The organism is Hyphomonas sp., assembly GCF_046313975.1.
Classification (GTDB): Bacteria; Pseudomonadota; Alphaproteobacteria; order Caulobacterales; family Hyphomonadaceae; genus Hyphomonas.
Map to the genome: position 1 here is coordinate 12,115 of NZ_JBKBXB010000009.1, position 16,227 is coordinate 28,341.

Genomic DNA, 16,227 nt, shown 5'->3' on the forward strand with positions numbered 1-16,227 from the left:
TGGCGCGCATTTCATGTTTTAAACCCGCTTGAGGAGACACGGCCTTGGCCCGTATTGCAGGCGTAAACATTCCGACCAACAAGCGCGTGATCATCGCGCTTCGCTATATTCATGGCATCGGCCCAGCCTTCGCAAAGGAAATCTGCGAGAAGGTCGGCGTCGAGGAATCGCGCCGTGTAAACCAGCTGACTGACGCTGAAGTCATCAAGATCCGCGAGACGATCGACGCGGGCTACATGGTGGAAGGCGACCTTCGCCGTGAAACTTCGATGAACATCAAGCGCCTGATGGACCTCGGTTGCTACCGCGGCCTGCGCCACCGCAAGAAGCTGCCCGTCCGCGGCCAGCGCACCCACACCAACGCGCGCACCCGCAAGGGCCCCGCGAAGCCGATCGCCGGCAAGAAGAAGTAGGACTGAGCCCACATGGCCCGCGAAGCAAACCGTATCCGCCGCCGCGAACGCAAGAACATTACCTCGGGTATTGTTCATGTGAACTCGAGCTTCAACAACACGATGGTCACCATCACCGACGCACAGGGCAATACCATCTCCTGGTCGTCCTCGGGCGTCATGGACTTCAAAGGCTCGCGCAAGTCGACGCCTTACGCTGCTCAGATGGCTGCTGAAGACGCTGCGAAGAAGGCGAAAGAGCACGGCCTCCAGACGGTTGAAGTGCGCGTGCGTGGCCCGGGTTCGGGTCGTGAGAGCGCGCTGCGCGCCCTGCAGGCTGCCGGCCTGACGGTTACCGCGATCAACGACACGACGCCGATCCCGCACAATGGCTGCCGCCCGCCTAAGCGCCGCCGCGTCTAGTACCTGACTACTCCCGGCAGCGCCTGAAACAGAGGCGCTGCAGTCCTTTTGAGGATCCCTGATGACCACCGTGAATGACCGCAACTGGAAAGTGCTGATCCGCCCGAACCGCCCTGTGGTTCAGGCCAACACCTTCGACGCGAAACGCAAGGCGAAGCTCGTTGTCGAGCCGCTTGAGCGCGGCTACGGCACCACCCTTGGCAACGCACTGCGCCGCGTGCTGCTCTCCTCGCTGCAGGGCGCTGCCATCATCGGCGTCCAGATCGACGGCGTCGTGCACGAATTCTCGGCCATCCCGGGCGTGCGCGAAGACGTCACCACGATCGTGCTGAACCTGAAACAGGTCGCCATCTTCATGGAATCGGAAACGCCGAAGCGCATGGTGCTTCGCGCGAAAGGCCCGGGCGAAGTGAAAGCCGGCCAGATCGAAACCTCGGGCGATGTGAAAATCCTGAACCCCGACCACGTCATCTGCACGCTGGATGGCAACTCGGAAGTCCGCATGGAATTCACCGTCGCCACCGGCAAGGGCTACCAGCCCGCCGATGCGCACCGTCCGGAAGATGCCCCGATCGGCTATATCCCGATTGACGCAATCTACTCGCCGGTCCGCCGCGTCGGCTACCAGGTCGAAGACACGCGCGAGGGCACGGTCCTCGACTATGACAAGCTCACCCTCGACGTAGAAACCGACGGCTCCGTCTCGCCGGAAGACGCGGTGGCCTATGCCGCCCGCATCCTGCAGGACCAGCTGCAGCTGTTCATCAACTTCGAAGAGCCGACCCTCGACACCGGCAGCTCGGCGGACGAAACCGATCTCGGCTTCAACCCCGTCCTCCTCAAGAAGGTCGATGAGCTGGAGCTTTCGGTGCGTTCGGCAAACTGCCTGAAGAACGACAACATCGTTTACATCGGCGACCTGATCCAGAAGTCCGAGGCGGAAATGCTCCGTACCCCGAACTTCGGCCGCAAGTCACTAAACGAGATCAAGGAAGTCCTTGCTGGTATGGGCCTGCATCTCGGCATGGAAGTGCCGGACTGGCCGCCGGAGGACATCGAAGGCCTCGCCAAGAAATACGACGACCACATCTAGCCCAAGGATTGACCGGGGCCTGACCACCTCGGAAGGAACACCGCCATGCGCCACCAGATTGCCCACCGCAAGCTCAACAAATCGACCTCGCACCGCAAGGCGATGTTCGCCAACATGGCGGCGAGCCTGATCGAGCATGAGCAGATCGTCACCACGCTGCCGAAGGCCAAGGAAATGGCCCCGCTGATGGACAAGCTCGTCACCCTCGCGAAAAAGGGCGACCTGGCTGCCCGTCGTCAGGCCCTGTCGCAGGTCCGCAACGAGGACGCTGTCCGCAAACTGTTCGACACCTTCGGCGAGCGCTACAAGGCCCGCAATGGCGGCTACACGCGCGTGCTGAAAGCCGGCTTCCGCCCGGGTGACAACGCTCCGCTGGCCGTGCTGGAGCTGGTCGACCGTGACGAGTCCGCCAAAGGCGCTGCCGACAAGGCCCGCCACGAAGCCTCGCTCGAAGCCGGCGAATAATCCCTCCGGCAACGGATCAAATGGCCCGGACCCGCAAGGTCCGGGCTTTTTTGTTTGCCCCCTTCGCTTGACAGAATGTCGCATCGCGGACTATACGCCCGCCTCCGTGCCCACCTTGTCCGCACGGCAACATCTCAAGAGCCGCCCATGAAGCAGTGTATCGAAACCCATACCTGCTCCCCAACAGACCGGGGAGCGCCGCCTGCGGCCCCCGCGCGTTTGCAGGGTGCCAGCTGGCGAAACTGAATCGCAGCTGATCAACGCGCGGCGGAAAAACCGTCCGTATCCTGATAAAATAAATGGAGGTGGATCATGGGCATTCCCATGACCCTGCCGGATACGGCCGTGCTTGCGCGCGCCGTGCCGGTTACGCCCCTTCTGGCCTTCCTTGCGGGAGGCCATGCCGGGGCCATCGCCCGCATCTGGCCGGCGCCGCACGAGGATTTTCTCGCGCTGCCGGCTGCGCGCCGCCACGCGGCCGCGATCCTTGCCGGCCGGGCAGACCATGCGCCCGCGCAGGTCCAATGGCTCGCAGCCCGCGCCCGCGACGGTGACATTGCCGCCAGCCTCTATGGCGGCGAGGCGCCCGGCGGCCTGATGAAAGCGCTCGCCCGCATGGGCGAGGTGCTCTGGGCGGCGGATGAGTATGCCCGCCTCCTCCGCCTCTTTGGCGAGGAAGAGGCGCGTCTTCTCATCCGCCACATGAAGGCGCTGGATGCCGGAACGCTCGCCCGTATCTACGCGCTGCCGGCGCCGCTGCGCCTGCCGGGCGTCCTCACCCATCTGGGTGCGGACGAACTGGCCATCGCCGATCTCGCGGCCGCCTGGGCGTTTGCCCTGCGTGTTCGCGGCGAGGCTGCCGGCCCTGCCATCGCCCAGCGGTTCGGGCGGGCCACCAGCAGGGCGGGCCTGTTCGAAATGGCGCGGCAGGAAATCCAGCCGCAGGATTTCGGTGCGGTTCGTCCGCCTCCGGAGCTTCCTGCGCCGTTCCATCCGGTGCGCCGCTACGACACGCTGTCGAAAACGGCGCACGATTTCCGCAACTGCCTGCGGGATTTCGTGGCCGATCTCGCATCGGGCCGGATGGCGGTCTATGTCTGGCGCGGGGAGAGCGGGCCTGCCGCCGTCGCCCTGCGTCAGGACCCAGGCGGCTGGCGTCTCGCCGAGGCCCGTGCCCGCGACAATATCGAGCTTGCCGATGCGCCGCTGTTGGAGATCGTCGCGGCGGTGAAAGCAGCCGGTATCCGCACCGGCGAATCCTGGGGCTGGCTCAACCGCCGGCTTGAGGACCGCGCCCTCGAAGGCCCGCCGCTGCCTGCGCCTCCCGTGGTGCAGGACTGGCGCGCCGCGCTCGGTCTCGGAAACATCTGGGACTAGGCAACAGGGTAGGGCGCTCCGGGGGTTAACCTCGGGGCGTCTTGCTTTTCAGGCCTTCCGTTCCGGGTTACTCTCCCGGCAGAGAAAATGGAGGAAACAGGCATGGCAGACGGTCAGCAGCCCGGCGCGCAGGCGAAGTTCAAGGAAATGCTCGAAGGGTCCAAGGAAGACTGGGACATCATCGCGGAGCATTCGCGCCACTTCAACAAGGGCCTCGCCCAGCGCGTCATCAACCACCTGAAGCTGCTCGACGGCGATTTCGGCGGCTTCCCGGTCGACCGGCTCACCCACTCCCTGCAGACCGCCACCCGCGCCCACCGCGACGGGCGTGATGAGGAATATGTCGTCTGCGCCCTCTTGCACGATATCGGCGACACGCTCGGCAGCTACAACCACCCGGATGTTGCCGCCGCCATCCTCAAGCCCTTCGTGTCAGAGGCCAATCACTGGATGGTTGCCAATCACGGCATGTTCCAGGGTTATTACTTCTTCCACCATCTCGGCCTTGACCGGAACATGCGCGACCAGTTCCGCGACCATCCGCATTTCGAATACTGCGCCCAGTTCTGCCACCTCTATGATCAGGCAGGCTTCGACCCTGACTATGAAAGTGAGCCGCTGGAATTTTTCATTCCGATGGTGGAGCGGCTGTTCGAGCGGCCGAAAAACTCCATGTATCTCAGGAAGCAAGAGGCATAAGTTGAGGCAGGAGGAAAACACCGGATGCTGAAAATCCTCGTCTTCCTCCTCCTCGTCGCGGCCGCCATCCTGTTCTTTGCGCTGCGCAGCACACCCCGGCGCCCGCCGCGAGACTGGCGCCGCGGCGGCGATGATGGCGGCCCCATCCTCCCCACCAGCCAGATCGGCCTCGACGCCGGCGGCAAGAAGTCCGGAGACTCCCGCGAAACGGAATCTGCCTCATCCGACGCTGGCGGCGGCGATGGCGGGGGCGGGGACTGAGCTACGGAAACCCCGTCAGGAAGTGTCTAGGCTTTCCGCGTCACGTCTCTGAATTCCAACAGATTTCAGTCTTCACGCGCTTCGCACTCACCTGCCGCAGCAACGCTGACGCCTGCCGAATGCGCGGCGCACTTGTTGCCATAGGTCTTGCCGTCACAGCCGCAGACCGGGGCATATTCATAGGTGCACATCATCGGCGGCGCGGTGCAGGTGCCCGCCGAGTCCGCCGTCGTGCGGCAGGCGCCGTCTTCATGGATGCAGGCGAGCCCTTCGGCGCACTGGAATGCCGCGATGCCACCGCACATCTCGCCCGCAGCGGCCACTGGCCGCTCGGCCGTGGGCTGCGCGGTCTCGGCAGGTGCTTCCGCTTTCTGCCAGAAGGCGCATCCGGTCAGAACGAGGAAGGCGGCGGCAAAAAGAAAGGGGCGCATGGCGAATCTCCGGTTGCGGAGAAAGCCTGCGCCCCGATCAGGGATTTGACAATATCAGGCCTTGGCGGTCGCCGCGGCCACGGCTGCGAAGATGTTCTGGCCATGCTCGCCGCCGGCCTTGAAGGCGGGGCGGGTGGTGTTCACGTCGGTGATCTGGTCCCACTTCGCGGCCACGGCTTCTGCTGTCAGCGCATCGCCCGCGCCGACAAACACGCCGGCGGTTTCCACAATGCGCGCCATCGAGAAAGCGCCGGCGCCCGCCGACAGGATCATGCCCGTCGGGGCATCTTCCTTGACGAGGTTGATCACGCCCGGCGTCACATATTCGGGCTTCAGTGCGGCCAGCATCTGCTCCGACATGATGTCTTCAGTCATCCGCGTCGCCGCAATCGGGCAGACGGCGTTGATCTTGATGTCGTTCTTCGCGCCTTCGATCTTCAGCGTGTTCATCATGCCGACAACGCCCAGCTTCGCGGCGCCATAGTTCGCCTGGCCGAAGTTGCCATAGAGGCCGGTGGAGGAGGTGGTCACGACGATACGTCCATAGTTCTGGGCCTTCATGATATCCCAGGCGGCATGGATCGGCAGGAACGAGCCGCGCAGGTGAACGGCGAGAACGAGGTCAATGTCCTCAACCGTCATCTTCGAGAAGGAGCGGTCCCGCAGGATGCCGGCGTTCGCGATTAGGATGTCGATCCGGCCCCACTTGGCCATCGTGTCATCGATCATGCGCTTCACGCCGTCGACATCTGCCACCGACGAGCCATTGGCGATCGCTTCGCCGCCGAGGGCTTCGATTTCGGCCACCACGGCCTTCGCCGCGTCCGAACCGCCGCCCGAACCATCGCGCGAACCGCCGAGGTCATTGACCACAACCTTCGCGCCGCGGCGGGCAAGCTCAAGCGCATGCGCACGGCCAAGGCCGCCGCCAGCACCAGTCACAATGGCCACGCGGCCGTCAAAACGGATCTCGGACATCAGGGGTCTCCCTCAAACGGTGGGTCTTGTTGTGGCGGTGTCACACCAGACGTTCACGTCAACGTCAAGAACGTCCGCTGCGGCATGGCGCCTCCGGGGAGAAATCGCCGGCCCGGCTTCCCCTCGGTCAGTCTTGCCTTGCCTTCCTGACCGTGATTTTCTTAGTTCTGAAACAGCACTCAGGGAGGATCCAAGATGCTGGCTTATGTCACCCTCGGCACCAACAACAAGGAAAAGGCCCTGGCCTTCTATGACGCCGTTCTCGGCGAAATGGGCGCCAAGCGCTTTTTCGCGAATGACCGCCTGCAATTCTACGGCACCGGCCCTGGCCAACCGATGATCGCCATCGGGGATGCCTACGACAAGAACCCTGCCACCGTCGGCAACGGCGTCATGCCAGCGCTCGCCGCTAAGGACAAGGAAACAGTCGACAAGGTCTACGCCAAAGCCATCTCGCTCGGTGCGACAGACGAAGGCCCACCCGGCAACCGGATGCCGACCTTCTACGGGGCCTATTTCCGTGATCCGGATGGTAACAAGATTTGCGTCTGTAAGTTGGGCTAAGCTGGAAAAAGCTGGAATCGGCCGGAAAAAATCCGGAAAAATCAGTCAACCACCTGCGAAACGGGCTCAGCAATGGGCCCGTTTTTCGTCCAGCCCTCGATACGGTAATGGCCCGGCGGCAGCAGCAGGGGCAAGCGGTCGCCGGGCAGCAGCAGCAGCCGGTCTTCCGGTACCGCCAGTACCGGATCACCCGCCCGGCGGGCCTCGACGAGAACCGGATCCTGTTGTGGCTGAAACACAACCGGCACCGTCACCGGCGCCTCGCCACTATCCTTCGCCGAGCCCTGCCGGCCCGCCACCAGCGGTGGTCGCGCAATCGCAATCACAATATCCGCCCCCCCGGCAGGACGCGCCCCTTCACCCAGTTCCGGCAGGAAAGCCGGCGCCTCATCCGCTTCCGAACAGCGCACTAACGCCACCGTCACCGGTTCAAATCCCGACAGGCGGCGCACTTCGGTTTCCAGGATTTTTGTCTCCCCGCCGCGCTCCGCCATCAGGATGGCCCGCGCCGTCGGCGAGCGCGACAGCACCCGGCGGTTCACCTGCTGCGCCAGGGCCAGCTGGCGACGGGCTCTCTGCTCCTCGGCGCTCAGCGAGGCGAGTTCCCTCGGGCTCGTCCACCAGATGCCGGGATCGATCAGGGCCAGGCCGCGCCCCTTCATCTCGCGCAGCAGGCGGCCATAGGCCGGATCACGCGCGACCGAACCTTCCGTCACCAGCGGCGCGGCGGCATCCGAGCTGCCACCCGGCCCGAAGGACAGGCTGTCATCGGCATATGTGTCGAACCCGTCCTGCGCGAGACGCGCGGCGATGCGCTGCGTGAAGGCGAGCTGTTCCGGCGCGAACCGGTCCGTCTCCAGGATCACTGCGCGCGCGCCCTTTGCGGCTTGCGAAACAAGTTCCACCGGATCGACCCAGCGCTGCGGGCAGGCCATCTCGGGTTCGGGAATCGTGGCCGGATCAACCAGATCGTCACGCCCCATCGCGCGCAGCATGTCTGCCAGCGGGCCACCTTCCGCCGGGCTTGCCCCGGCAAGGTATAGTTCGGCCTGCGCGAAGAAGAAGGCGCGGGCATCGCGGGCAAGGTCGCCTTCGACATTCCAGCCTGTCGCAGCGGCCGGGTCCACGCCCACGGTCTCCACGCCGACAGTTACTTCCTGTGTCGAGGGAACACAGGCCGTCAGCAGGATCGCGAGGAGGCTGGCGAGACGGCCGGCCATGAGGGACACCTTCATACAATGGGCAGGGTCTGGGTCAGGCATGGGGCGGGCAGGGTCAACGCAACTCCCCTCGGGGGTTAGGCGGTCCTGCCGGATGCAGCCCAGACGGGAGTCGCGCGCCCGCAGATTGCCATTGCTGGCTTTCCAAGCCCGGACACGCCGGTTAAGCCTGTCAGCGGGGTTATCCAGATTTCGGGAGGCGCGTTGAGCATGCCGGCAGGATTTGAATGGGGCTGGGACAATGCCCGTGCACTGATCGGCATTGTCCTGATCTATGCCGTGTGCTGGGCGCTCTCGGAAAAGAAGAAGCTGCTGCCGTGGAAAATCATCCTCGGTGCCACCGCGCTCCAGTTCGCCTTCGCGCTTGTCCTTTTCGGTATTCCGGTCGTTCGTGATGTTCTCTTCCAGGCCAACAATGTCGTCAGCGGCTTGCAGGATGCCACCCGCGCCGGCACGAACTTCGTGTTCGGCTATGTCGGCAACAACCAGGCTGCGTCGGAGCTGATGGGTTCATCGGCGCCGCCGCTGTTCTTCTTCCAGATCCTGCCGATCATCATCGTGGTCGCTGCGCTTTCGGCAATGCTCTGGCACTGGCGCATCCTGCGCTGGATCACCAACGGCTTCGCCGCCGTCTTCCGCCGTACGATGGGCCTCGGCGGCGCTACTTCGCTCGCCGTGTCCGCCAACGTCTTCATGGGTATGACCGAAGCGCCGGTTCTCATCCGCCCTTACATCAAGGGCATGACGCGGTCCGAGCTGTTGATCATGATGACCGCCGGTTTCGCCACCATCGCCGGTTCGGTTCTGGTCGTGTACGGAGCATTCCTTGACGGCAAGATGGCCAATCCGCTGGCCCAGCTGCTCACCGCTTCGATCATGGCGGCGCCTGCGGCGGTCGCCGTGGCGCTCACGATGATCCCGGAAACCACGCCCGCCGACCAGCGCGCGCAGAATCCGGATTTCAACTACGCCTCCACAATGGACGCATTCTCCACCGGCGCGACCGACGGCCTGAAGATTGTCTTCAACATCGCCACCATGCTGATCGCCGCGCTGGCGCTGCTCTGGCTCGTCAATGCAGGTCTCGGCGCGTTTCCGGATGTGTTTGGCGCGCCGCTCTCCATCGAGCGCATCCTCGGCTGGATCTTCGCGCCGTTGATGTACATGATCGGTGTGCCATGGGCGGAGGCCTCGCAGTCCGGCTCCCTGATGGGCGTCAAGACCGTGCTCACCGAATTCGTCGCCTTCATCCAGCTCGCCGAAGTTCCGGTTGAGGCGATGGACCCGCGCACGCGCATTATCACGGCGCATGCCATCTGCGGCTTTGCCAACTTCGGCTCTATGGGCATCCTGATCGGCGGCCTGTCGATTGTGGAGCCGGACCGGCGGGAAGATTTCCTCTCGCTGGCCTGGCGCACCCTGCTCGCGGGCACGCTGGCCACCTGCCTGTCGGGCGCGGTCGTCGGTGCGCTGCCTTATCAACTCTTCGCGGGAGCGGGCGGCTGACGCAGCGGCCGGGGTCGCCATTCCGGGCGCCAGCGCCTAGAACTTCCTGACCTCGTTTCAGTGGAGTACTGCCGCGTGCCGGTAAGAACAGGCCTGATCCTTGTTGCCCTTGTCAGCGCGGTCCCTTGGGCTGCCGCCGAGGAATCCGATGCGCCTGTGCGCATTGCGGACCTGCGCCTGCCAGCGGTCGAGACGCTGGGCGACCGGCCGAGCGCCGCACCCGGTTCGCGCGCCGTGCTGGACGCCGAACTCATCGCCGAAACGGCTGCTGACCGGCCGGCGGAAATCCTGAACCAGGCGCCGGGCGTCAATATCCAGATGAATTCGGGGCAGGAGCACCTGATCGCCATCCGCTCGCCGGTGCTCAGCGGCGGGGCCGGGCAGGGAAGCTTCCTGATCCTCGAAAACGGTGTCCCCGTCCGCTCCCCCGCCTTTGGCAACGTCAACAGCCTGATTGAGCCGCACCATGAAGTGGCCAGCCAGATCGAGATCGTGCGTGGGCCGGGCAGCGCCAAGTATGGCTCGAACGCTGTACACGGACTGATCAACACCTTCCTTCCGTCTCCGGACGATAGCGCCTATCTGCGCGCCAGCTACAACACGCTGGACCGCTGGCGTGGGGACGCGTCCGTGAACCTTGGTGATGATACGCGCCTCAACCTCTCGCTGCTCGACGACAAGGGCTGGCGCGATGACACCGGCAGCAAGCAGCAGAAACTGTCCCTGCTCACCGAACAATCCCTCGGCCAGTGGGATGTGACAGCCTGGATTGCCGCCTCGAGCCTCAATCAGGAAACGGCGAGTTTCATCCAGGGTCCCCGTGCCTATGAGGACCGCGATCTTGCAAAGACCAATCCGAACCCGGAAGCCTTCCGCGACGCCTGGTCTGCCCGCGCCGCCTTGCGGCTGGAGCGCGATCTCGGGCCGGGCAGTCTTGTGCTGACACCGAACGTGCACAGCCAGGGTATGGTCTTCTCACAGCACTTCCTGCCCTATGGCGGCGTCGAGAAGAATGCCCATACCGGCGGCGGACTGATGGCACGCTATGATCTGGATACGAACGGACTCATCGACTGGCGGTTTGGCGCGGATGTCGATCTGGCCTCTGGCTATCTGAAGGAAATCCAGCTCAATCCGAATCCCAGCCCGAACTTTCCACAGGGTATTCATTATAACTATGTGGTTGACACACAGGTCTTCGCGCTTTGGGGCGAGGCGGACATGTCGCTGACCGGTGATCTTCGTCTGCTCGCCGGCCTGCGCGCCGAGACGCACGACTATACCTATGACACGCGCGCGCCTGCCGGAATAAATGGCCGTTTCAATGTGCCCGCTGATCGTTCGGATGATTTCAGTTTTATGACACCGAAGCTCGGCCTCGTCTGGGACCGTGACTGGTATAGTCTGTATGCAAACTATGCGCGCGGCGCCCGCGCCCCGCAGGTGTCCGATCTCTACCGGCTACAGAATCTCCAGGTCCCCGGCGAAATCAAAGCCGAAAGGATCGACAGTGTTGAAATTGGTGTGCGGGGCTCTGCCTTGTTCAACCATCTGGACTTCGACATAGCCGCCTACTGGATGGAAAAGGAGAATTTCTTTTTCCGTGATTCCGATGGCCTGAATGTTGTGGACGGATCAACCCGGCATCAGGGTATTGAAGCCGCCGCGACACTACGCATAGACGACCGGCTCAGCGTTGGCGGAAATGTTGCATGGAGCCTTCAGGAGTATACTTTCGACCGTCCGGTAGTTGCTGCTCTGGAGCGTATCGTTTCGGGTAACCGCATCGATACCGCGCCGGAATGGCTCGCCGATGCACGGATCGACTGGCAGGCGCTGGGCGCCCTGAAACTCTCGCTCACGCTCGAACACGTCGGAGAATATTTCACTGACCCTGCCAACACCGTTGCCTATCCGGGCCATACGGTGCTGGGCGCACGGGCCGGATGGACCCTTTCGGATTCGCTGGAGGCCTACCTCATCCTCCGTAATCTGACGGATGAGCGCTACGCCGATCGCGCGGACGTCGCCTTCGGCAATGAACGCTATTTTCCCGGAGAGCCACTGAACGCCACCTTCGGGATAACCAAGAGATTCTAGCCAGAAATTTGGGAGGACCACATGAAGCTCTATCACAGCCCGCAGGCGCCGAACCCGGACCGGGTCGTCTATTTCCTGCGCGCCAAGGGTAAGCTCGATGCGGTGGAGCTCGAGGAAGTCTCGATCATGAAGCAGGAGCACAAGGCACCCGGCTACCGTGATGTCTCGCCCTATGCGCAGGTGCCCGCGCTCATCCTCGACGATGGCACGAACATCACCGAAAGCCGCGCCATCTGCACCTATCTCGAAGGTGTCTTTCCGGAGCCGAACCTGATGGGACGGGACCCCAAGGAGAAAGCCCTCATCGAAATGTGGGACCGGCGTGTGGAGCTGATGTTCTTCATCCAGTTCGCGGGCTGGTTCCGCAACGCGCATCCGCTGATGGCTCCGCTCGAAGTGCCGCAAAGCGCCGAAGCAGCCGCCAAAAGCGAGAGAGCCGCAAGGAAGATGGCCGAGCGTCTCAACGAGCACCTAGCCAATAACGAATTCGTCGCTGCAGACAGGTTCTCCATCGCCGACATCACGCTCTACATAACCTGCGGCTTCTGCCGCGTGATGAAATGGGCGCCGCACAAGGAATTGCCGCATCTCGGCCGCTGGCATGAAACCATGACGGCGAGGGGCTTTGCCGGCTGATTTCGGAATATAGTCCGCATAAGGACTAAAACGGGTAGGGCGAAAGGACTGAAGAGCAGGGGTTTCCACTGGCGCCAGATGCGCTATCTAGCGCCGTGACCAGATTTCAGGGGGTTGCCCACATGCGCTGGATTGGCCTTGTCGCTGCGCTTTGCCTTGTTGCCACGGCCTGCGCGCAGCGCTCCGCATGGACGCTGCCAGTGCAGTCGGCCGGGCTGGAAGAGCTGCAGCGCGCCGCTCCCGCCGGCCGTCTGCCCGGCATCGCCCGCCCCGCCACCTACCGCGCTGCGCTCGATCTCGACCCGCGCGAGGACAATTTCAGCGGCACGGTCGAGATCGATATTGACCTGAAAGCCGCCGTCACCGGCTTGTGGCTGCACGGCGAGAATCTCGATGTCAGCCGCATCACCGCTACTGCCGGCGGCGAAACCGTGGAGGCGAGCTGGACCGAAGTGCTCGACACCGGTGTCGTCTGGGTGGGCTTTCCAAAGCGCCTCGAAGCGCGCCGCGTGACTCTGAGTATCGATTATACCGCCCCGTTCGATGTGAACCTCGCCGGCCTCTTCCGCGTCGAATCGCAGGGCCGCCGCTATGCGCTGGCCAAGTCCGAGAGCATCCAGGCGCGCCGCTTCCTGCCGGGCTTCGACGAGCCGGGCTTCAAGGCCGTGTTCGATATGGCGATCACCGTGCCGGATGGCATGCACGCGATTGCCAATACGCCGGAAGTCTCCCGCGAACCTGCGCGCGACGGCCACGTCACCATCCGCTTTGCGCCGACGCGCCCGCTCTCGACCTATCTCCTCTCCACCGCCGTCGGCGAGTTTGACCGGATCGAGCGCCCGCCGCTGCCGCCCAACAAGGCGCGCGATTTCGAAGTACCGCTCACCGGCTACACGCGCGCCGGCAAGGCGTCCGAACTCGACTTTGCGCTCAATCTCACGGCAGACATGGTGCGCGTGTTCGAGGAGATGCTGCGCCAGCCCTATCCCTATGAGAAGCTCGACATCATCGCCTCGCCGCAATGGCCTTCCGGCGCCACGGAGCTTGCTGCGGCGATCACCTATAATGAAGCGCGCATCCTGAAAGGCCCGGATGCCGGACCGGCACTCATCCGTGCCCTGAAGGAAATCCACGCGCACGAGATTGCGCATATGTGGTTCGGCAATCTCGTCACGCCGCCCTGGTGGGACGATCTCTGGCTGAAAGAGGCTTTCGCAAGCTGGGCGGAAGTCGTCATCCTTGAGGCGCTGGAGCCTTACGGCAATCATGATGTCGCCGCCGTCGCGGACGGCCTGACCGCAATGGCGCTCGACAGCCAGGCCAGCGTGCGCGCCGTCGCCGAGCCGATCAGCCGGAACGAAGACATCCGCAACGCCTATGATGCGATCACTTATTCCAAGGGCCAGTCGATCATCCGCATGGTCGATCATTACTTCACGCCGGACAGGTTCCGCCCCGCCCTTGGCCGCTATATCAGTCAGTTTGCGGACGGTGAGGCAGACAGCGCCGACTTCTATGCGTCCATCGCCCGCGTCACCGGTGAGCCCGCCATTGGCGAAGTTTTCCGCAGCTTCGTCACGCAGCGCGGTATCCCTCTGATCGAGGCAGATGTCTCGTGCGGCAAAGGTGCGCCAAAGCTCACTCTCAGCCAGAGCCGCTACCGCCCTCTCGGCTCGACGATCGATCCGGGAACGCGCTGGACCATTCCTGTCTGCACTTCCTGGCAGGACGGCGCCAATTCCGGCGAGACCTGCACGCTGCTCAGCACGGAGCGCAAGGTCATCGACCTCAAAGGCGCGATGTGCCCCGGCGTGATCGTTCCGAATGCGGACGGTGCCGGTTACTACCGCTTCAATCTCACAGCCGACCGCTGGGCCGCGCTCGGCAGCGCCATTTCCGAAATGCCCTCCACAGAAGCACTTGTCAGCGTCGACAGCGCAAGTGCCGCCTTCGCCGCCGGTTCAATGTCCGGAGAGGCCTATCTCGGCGTTCTGATTCCTGCGCTTGCGCACAACGAAGCTGCTGTCCTCTCGTCCAGCCTGCGTGCCATCGAGACTCTGCTCACGCAGCTCGCGGATCATCCGGCTTCGGAAGAAATCAGCGCCCGTGCCGCGGCGGCGCTCGATGCCCGCTCGGCCCGCTTGTCCGGACCGGAAGCAGAGGCCCGCATCCTCGGCTTCCGGGCCGAAGCGCTCCGCGATCCTGCCGCGCGCGCCGACCTGCTCCGCCGCCTGCAGCCGCTGCTGGATGGAAGCGGTGGCCTCAGCACAGACCTCTACGCGCCAGCCCTGCGCGTCACCTTTGCGGATGGTGGCGCGGCGACCTTCGACCGGATTCTCGCAGCCAGCGCGCGCATCGACGATGCCGTCTTCACATCCGCGGTCGCCACCGCCATTGGCGCGGTGGCAGATCCGGCGCTCGCTGCGCGCGCCGAGACGCTGATGCGCGAAGGCGCATTCGGTCCCGCCGCCAGCCAGTCCATCGCGACCAGCCTGATGGCCAATCCGCTCCACCGGGAGACCGTGTGGCAGAATCTGAAAGCTGATTTCCCCGGCTTCCTCTCCGTCATCCCGTCGCAGACGCGCCGCGCCACGCCGCGCCTTGCGCGCGGCTTCTGCGACCCGGCACGCGCCAGCGAGATCGAAGCCTTCTTCGCCGCACAAGGCCGCGCCGTCGCGGGCCATGAACGCGCGCTTGCCGAAACGGTGGAGTACCTGACGCTCTGCTCCGTGCAGGCGGAGGCCGCCCGCGCCGCGTTCAGCCCCTAAGCGTTCTTGATCGTCAGACCGCCATCCACCGGAATGTGCACGCCGTTGAGGAAGCTCGCCGCCGGCAGCACCAGCGACAGCGTCATGTGCGCCACCTCTTCCGGAATGCCATACCGGCGCAGCGGCACACGCCGCTTGGCGTAGATTTCCTTGTGCTCGTCCGGAATGCCCGCCGTGATGCCGGTCTTGATCGGGCCGGGGCAGATGCAGTTCACTGTGATGCCCTCACGGCCCAGGTCCACCGCCAGCCCGCGCGTCAGGCCGATCACGCCATGCTTGGCGGCCACATACGGCGAGTTGCCCGGCGTCGCGCCGAGACCTTCCGTGGACGCAATATTGACGATCCGCCCCCAGCCATTCTTGCGCATGTAGGGCAGCGCCGCGCGGATGGCCCGCTGGTGCGAGGTCAGCATCACATTGAGGCTCGGCCCCCAGCTGTCCTCATAGCTCTCCTCGCCGACCTGGCCCGGAATGGCAAAGCCCGCATTGTTCACGAGAATGTCGAGCCCGCCGAAATGCGTGGCCGCCTCATCCACGACGCGCTTGATCGCGGCGGCGTCTCCCACATCCAGCGCCCAGCCCTTCACATGCTCGATGCCCGCCGCCTTGATCTCGGCGACGACGATATCGACGTTCTCCTGCTTCAGGTCCGTCACCGCCACATTCGCGCCTTCGCGCGCGAACAGGTGTGCCGTCGCCCGGCCCATGCCGCTGGCGGCGCCGGTGATCAGTGCGGTCTTGCCTTTGATGGAGCGCGACAGCTCCTGATAGGGCGGCTGGCTCATGCCTGTTTCCTCACTTTTTTCAGCGTTCCCGAGAAGTTGAGACAAGGCCTTCCGTCCGCTGTCACAATGCCGCGCACGAAGACCAGCGACCGGCCCGCCCGCAGCACCTCGCCGCGCGCCTCGACCCATTCGCCGACCTTCGGTCCGTCGAGGAATTCCGAAGTGAACGCGACCGTCAGGCCATAGCCGCCATCCATTTCCTTGTTCGCAATCGCAAACAGGGCGAAGTCGGCAAACGTCATCAGGCAACCGCCATGCATCACCTGAGCGCCATTCATATGCTTGCGCTCGGCCCGGAAGGCGGCGACCGGTCCCTGTTCATCGATGCGGAAGTAGAACGGGCCCGCCGTGTCGTGCTCGAACGGCTCATCCGGCCAGTTGATCCAGCCTGCCCACTCCCCGGATTCGATCGTCACTGGCGGCATTTCGTCTCCCCGTCATGCTGCGGCAACCATACCCCGACGGCCCCCTTCGACAAGCGTGCCGTTGGGGCATAGAGTGGGGCCTGAAAAGACCACATACCGGGAGA

Annotated in this window: 17 protein-coding genes; 12 read left to right on the top strand and 5 right to left on the bottom strand. The window is 64.1% G+C overall.

Annotated elements, in window-relative coordinates:
• Nucleotides 1-44: 44 nt before the first annotated feature.
• From rpsM to ACK4TE_RS05045, 7 genes are all read left to right on the top strand, one after another.
• Nucleotides 45-413: a 30S ribosomal protein S13 gene (gene rpsM / locus ACK4TE_RS05015; RefSeq protein ID WP_409910388.1), complete on the top strand. Its 369-nt coding sequence runs from the start codon at nt 45-47 to the stop codon at nt 411-413.
• A 12-nt stretch (nt 414-425) separates the two neighbouring features.
• The gene (gene rpsK / locus ACK4TE_RS05020) at nt 426-815 is read left to right on the top strand and encodes a 30S ribosomal protein S11 (protein WP_291058230.1); all 390 of its coding nucleotides are present in this window, start codon (nt 426-428) and stop codon (nt 813-815) included.
• 61 nt (nt 816-876) lie between these two features.
• Nucleotides 877-1,908, top strand: a complete 1,032-nt coding sequence (locus tag ACK4TE_RS05025) for a DNA-directed RNA polymerase subunit alpha (RefSeq protein WP_409910389.1) — start codon at nt 877-879, stop codon at nt 1,906-1,908.
• Between the two features lie 45 nt (nt 1,909-1,953).
• Nucleotides 1,954-2,373 carry a 50S ribosomal protein L17 gene (gene rplQ, locus ACK4TE_RS05030; RefSeq protein WP_409910390.1) on the top strand — a complete coding sequence of 140 codons (420 nt, stop codon included), beginning with the start codon at nt 1,954-1,956 and terminating at the stop codon, nt 2,371-2,373.
• Nucleotides 2,374-2,685: 312 nt separating this feature from the next.
• A complete protein-coding gene (locus ACK4TE_RS05035) occupies nt 2,686-3,750 on the top strand; it encodes a hypothetical protein (protein ID WP_409910391.1) in 1,065 nt (354 codons plus the stop codon).
• A 102-nt stretch (nt 3,751-3,852) separates the two neighbouring features.
• Complete coding sequence (locus ACK4TE_RS05040; protein WP_409910392.1) at nt 3,853-4,449, top strand: HD domain-containing protein; 597 nt, start codon at nt 3,853-3,855, stop codon at nt 4,447-4,449.
• Between the two features lie 24 nt (nt 4,450-4,473).
• Entirely contained in the window at nt 4,474-4,710 is a 237-nt protein-coding gene (locus ACK4TE_RS05045) for a hypothetical protein (protein ID WP_409910393.1), read from the top strand.
• 65 nt (nt 4,711-4,775) lie between these two features.
• On the opposite strand, the gene ACK4TE_RS05050 is transcribed toward ACK4TE_RS05045, so the two are convergent.
• Together ACK4TE_RS05050 and ACK4TE_RS05055 are read right to left on the bottom strand one after the other, a co-directional pair.
• On the bottom strand, nt 4,776-5,141 hold the full coding sequence (locus tag ACK4TE_RS05050; RefSeq protein ID WP_409910394.1) for a Kazal-type serine protease inhibitor family protein: 366 nt from the start codon (nt 5,139-5,141) through the stop codon (nt 4,776-4,778).
• 54 nt (nt 5,142-5,195) lie between these two features.
• On the bottom strand, nt 5,196-6,119 hold the full coding sequence (locus ACK4TE_RS05055; RefSeq protein ID WP_409910395.1) for an SDR family NAD(P)-dependent oxidoreductase: 924 nt from the start codon (nt 6,117-6,119) through the stop codon (nt 5,196-5,198).
• Between the two features lie 195 nt (nt 6,120-6,314).
• Here ACK4TE_RS05055 and ACK4TE_RS05060 point away from each other — a divergent pair, with 195 nt between their 5' ends.
• Nucleotides 6,315-6,683 (top strand): VOC family protein, encoded by a 369-nt coding sequence (locus ACK4TE_RS05060; RefSeq protein ID WP_409910396.1) that lies wholly within the window; start codon nt 6,315-6,317, stop codon nt 6,681-6,683.
• A 41-nt stretch (nt 6,684-6,724) separates the two neighbouring features.
• Here the strand turns inward: ACK4TE_RS05060 and ACK4TE_RS05065 are convergent, their stop codons facing one another.
• Entirely contained in the window at nt 6,725-7,903 is a 1,179-nt protein-coding gene (locus ACK4TE_RS05065; protein WP_409910397.1) for a hypothetical protein, read from the bottom strand.
• 210 nt (nt 7,904-8,113) lie between these two features.
• Between ACK4TE_RS05065 and ACK4TE_RS05070 the strand changes: the two genes are divergently transcribed.
• The 4 genes from ACK4TE_RS05070 (at nt 8,114) to ACK4TE_RS05085 (ending at nt 14,913) form a co-directional block, all read left to right on the top strand.
• Complete coding sequence (locus ACK4TE_RS05070) at nt 8,114-9,409, top strand: NupC/NupG family nucleoside CNT transporter (RefSeq protein ID WP_409910398.1); 1,296 nt, start codon at nt 8,114-8,116, stop codon at nt 9,407-9,409.
• A gap of 75 nt (nt 9,410-9,484) precedes the next feature.
• A complete protein-coding gene (locus ACK4TE_RS05075; protein ID WP_409910399.1) occupies nt 9,485-11,509 on the top strand; it encodes a TonB-dependent receptor in 2,025 nt (674 codons plus the stop codon).
• 21 nt (nt 11,510-11,530) lie between these two features.
• Entirely contained in the window at nt 11,531-12,145 is a 615-nt protein-coding gene (locus tag ACK4TE_RS05080) for a glutathione S-transferase family protein (RefSeq protein WP_409910400.1), read from the top strand.
• Nucleotides 12,146-12,267: 122 nt separating this feature from the next.
• Nucleotides 12,268-14,913, top strand: a complete 2,646-nt coding sequence (locus tag ACK4TE_RS05085; RefSeq protein WP_409910401.1) for a M1 family aminopeptidase — start codon at nt 12,268-12,270, stop codon at nt 14,911-14,913.
• On the opposite strand, the gene ACK4TE_RS05090 is transcribed toward ACK4TE_RS05085, so the two are convergent.
• Nucleotides 14,910-15,698 carry an SDR family NAD(P)-dependent oxidoreductase gene (locus ACK4TE_RS05090; protein ID WP_409910402.1) on the bottom strand — a complete coding sequence of 263 codons (789 nt, stop codon included), beginning with the start codon at nt 15,696-15,698 and terminating at the stop codon, nt 14,910-14,912. The two genes, ACK4TE_RS05085 and ACK4TE_RS05090, sit on opposite strands and share 4 nt — an antisense overlap.
• Complete coding sequence (locus tag ACK4TE_RS05095) at nt 15,695-16,123, bottom strand: PaaI family thioesterase (protein ID WP_409910403.1); 429 nt, start codon at nt 16,121-16,123, stop codon at nt 15,695-15,697. The genes ACK4TE_RS05090 and ACK4TE_RS05095 overlap by 4 nt, the downstream gene beginning before the upstream one ends.
• Nucleotides 16,124-16,227 lie beyond the last annotated feature (104 nt).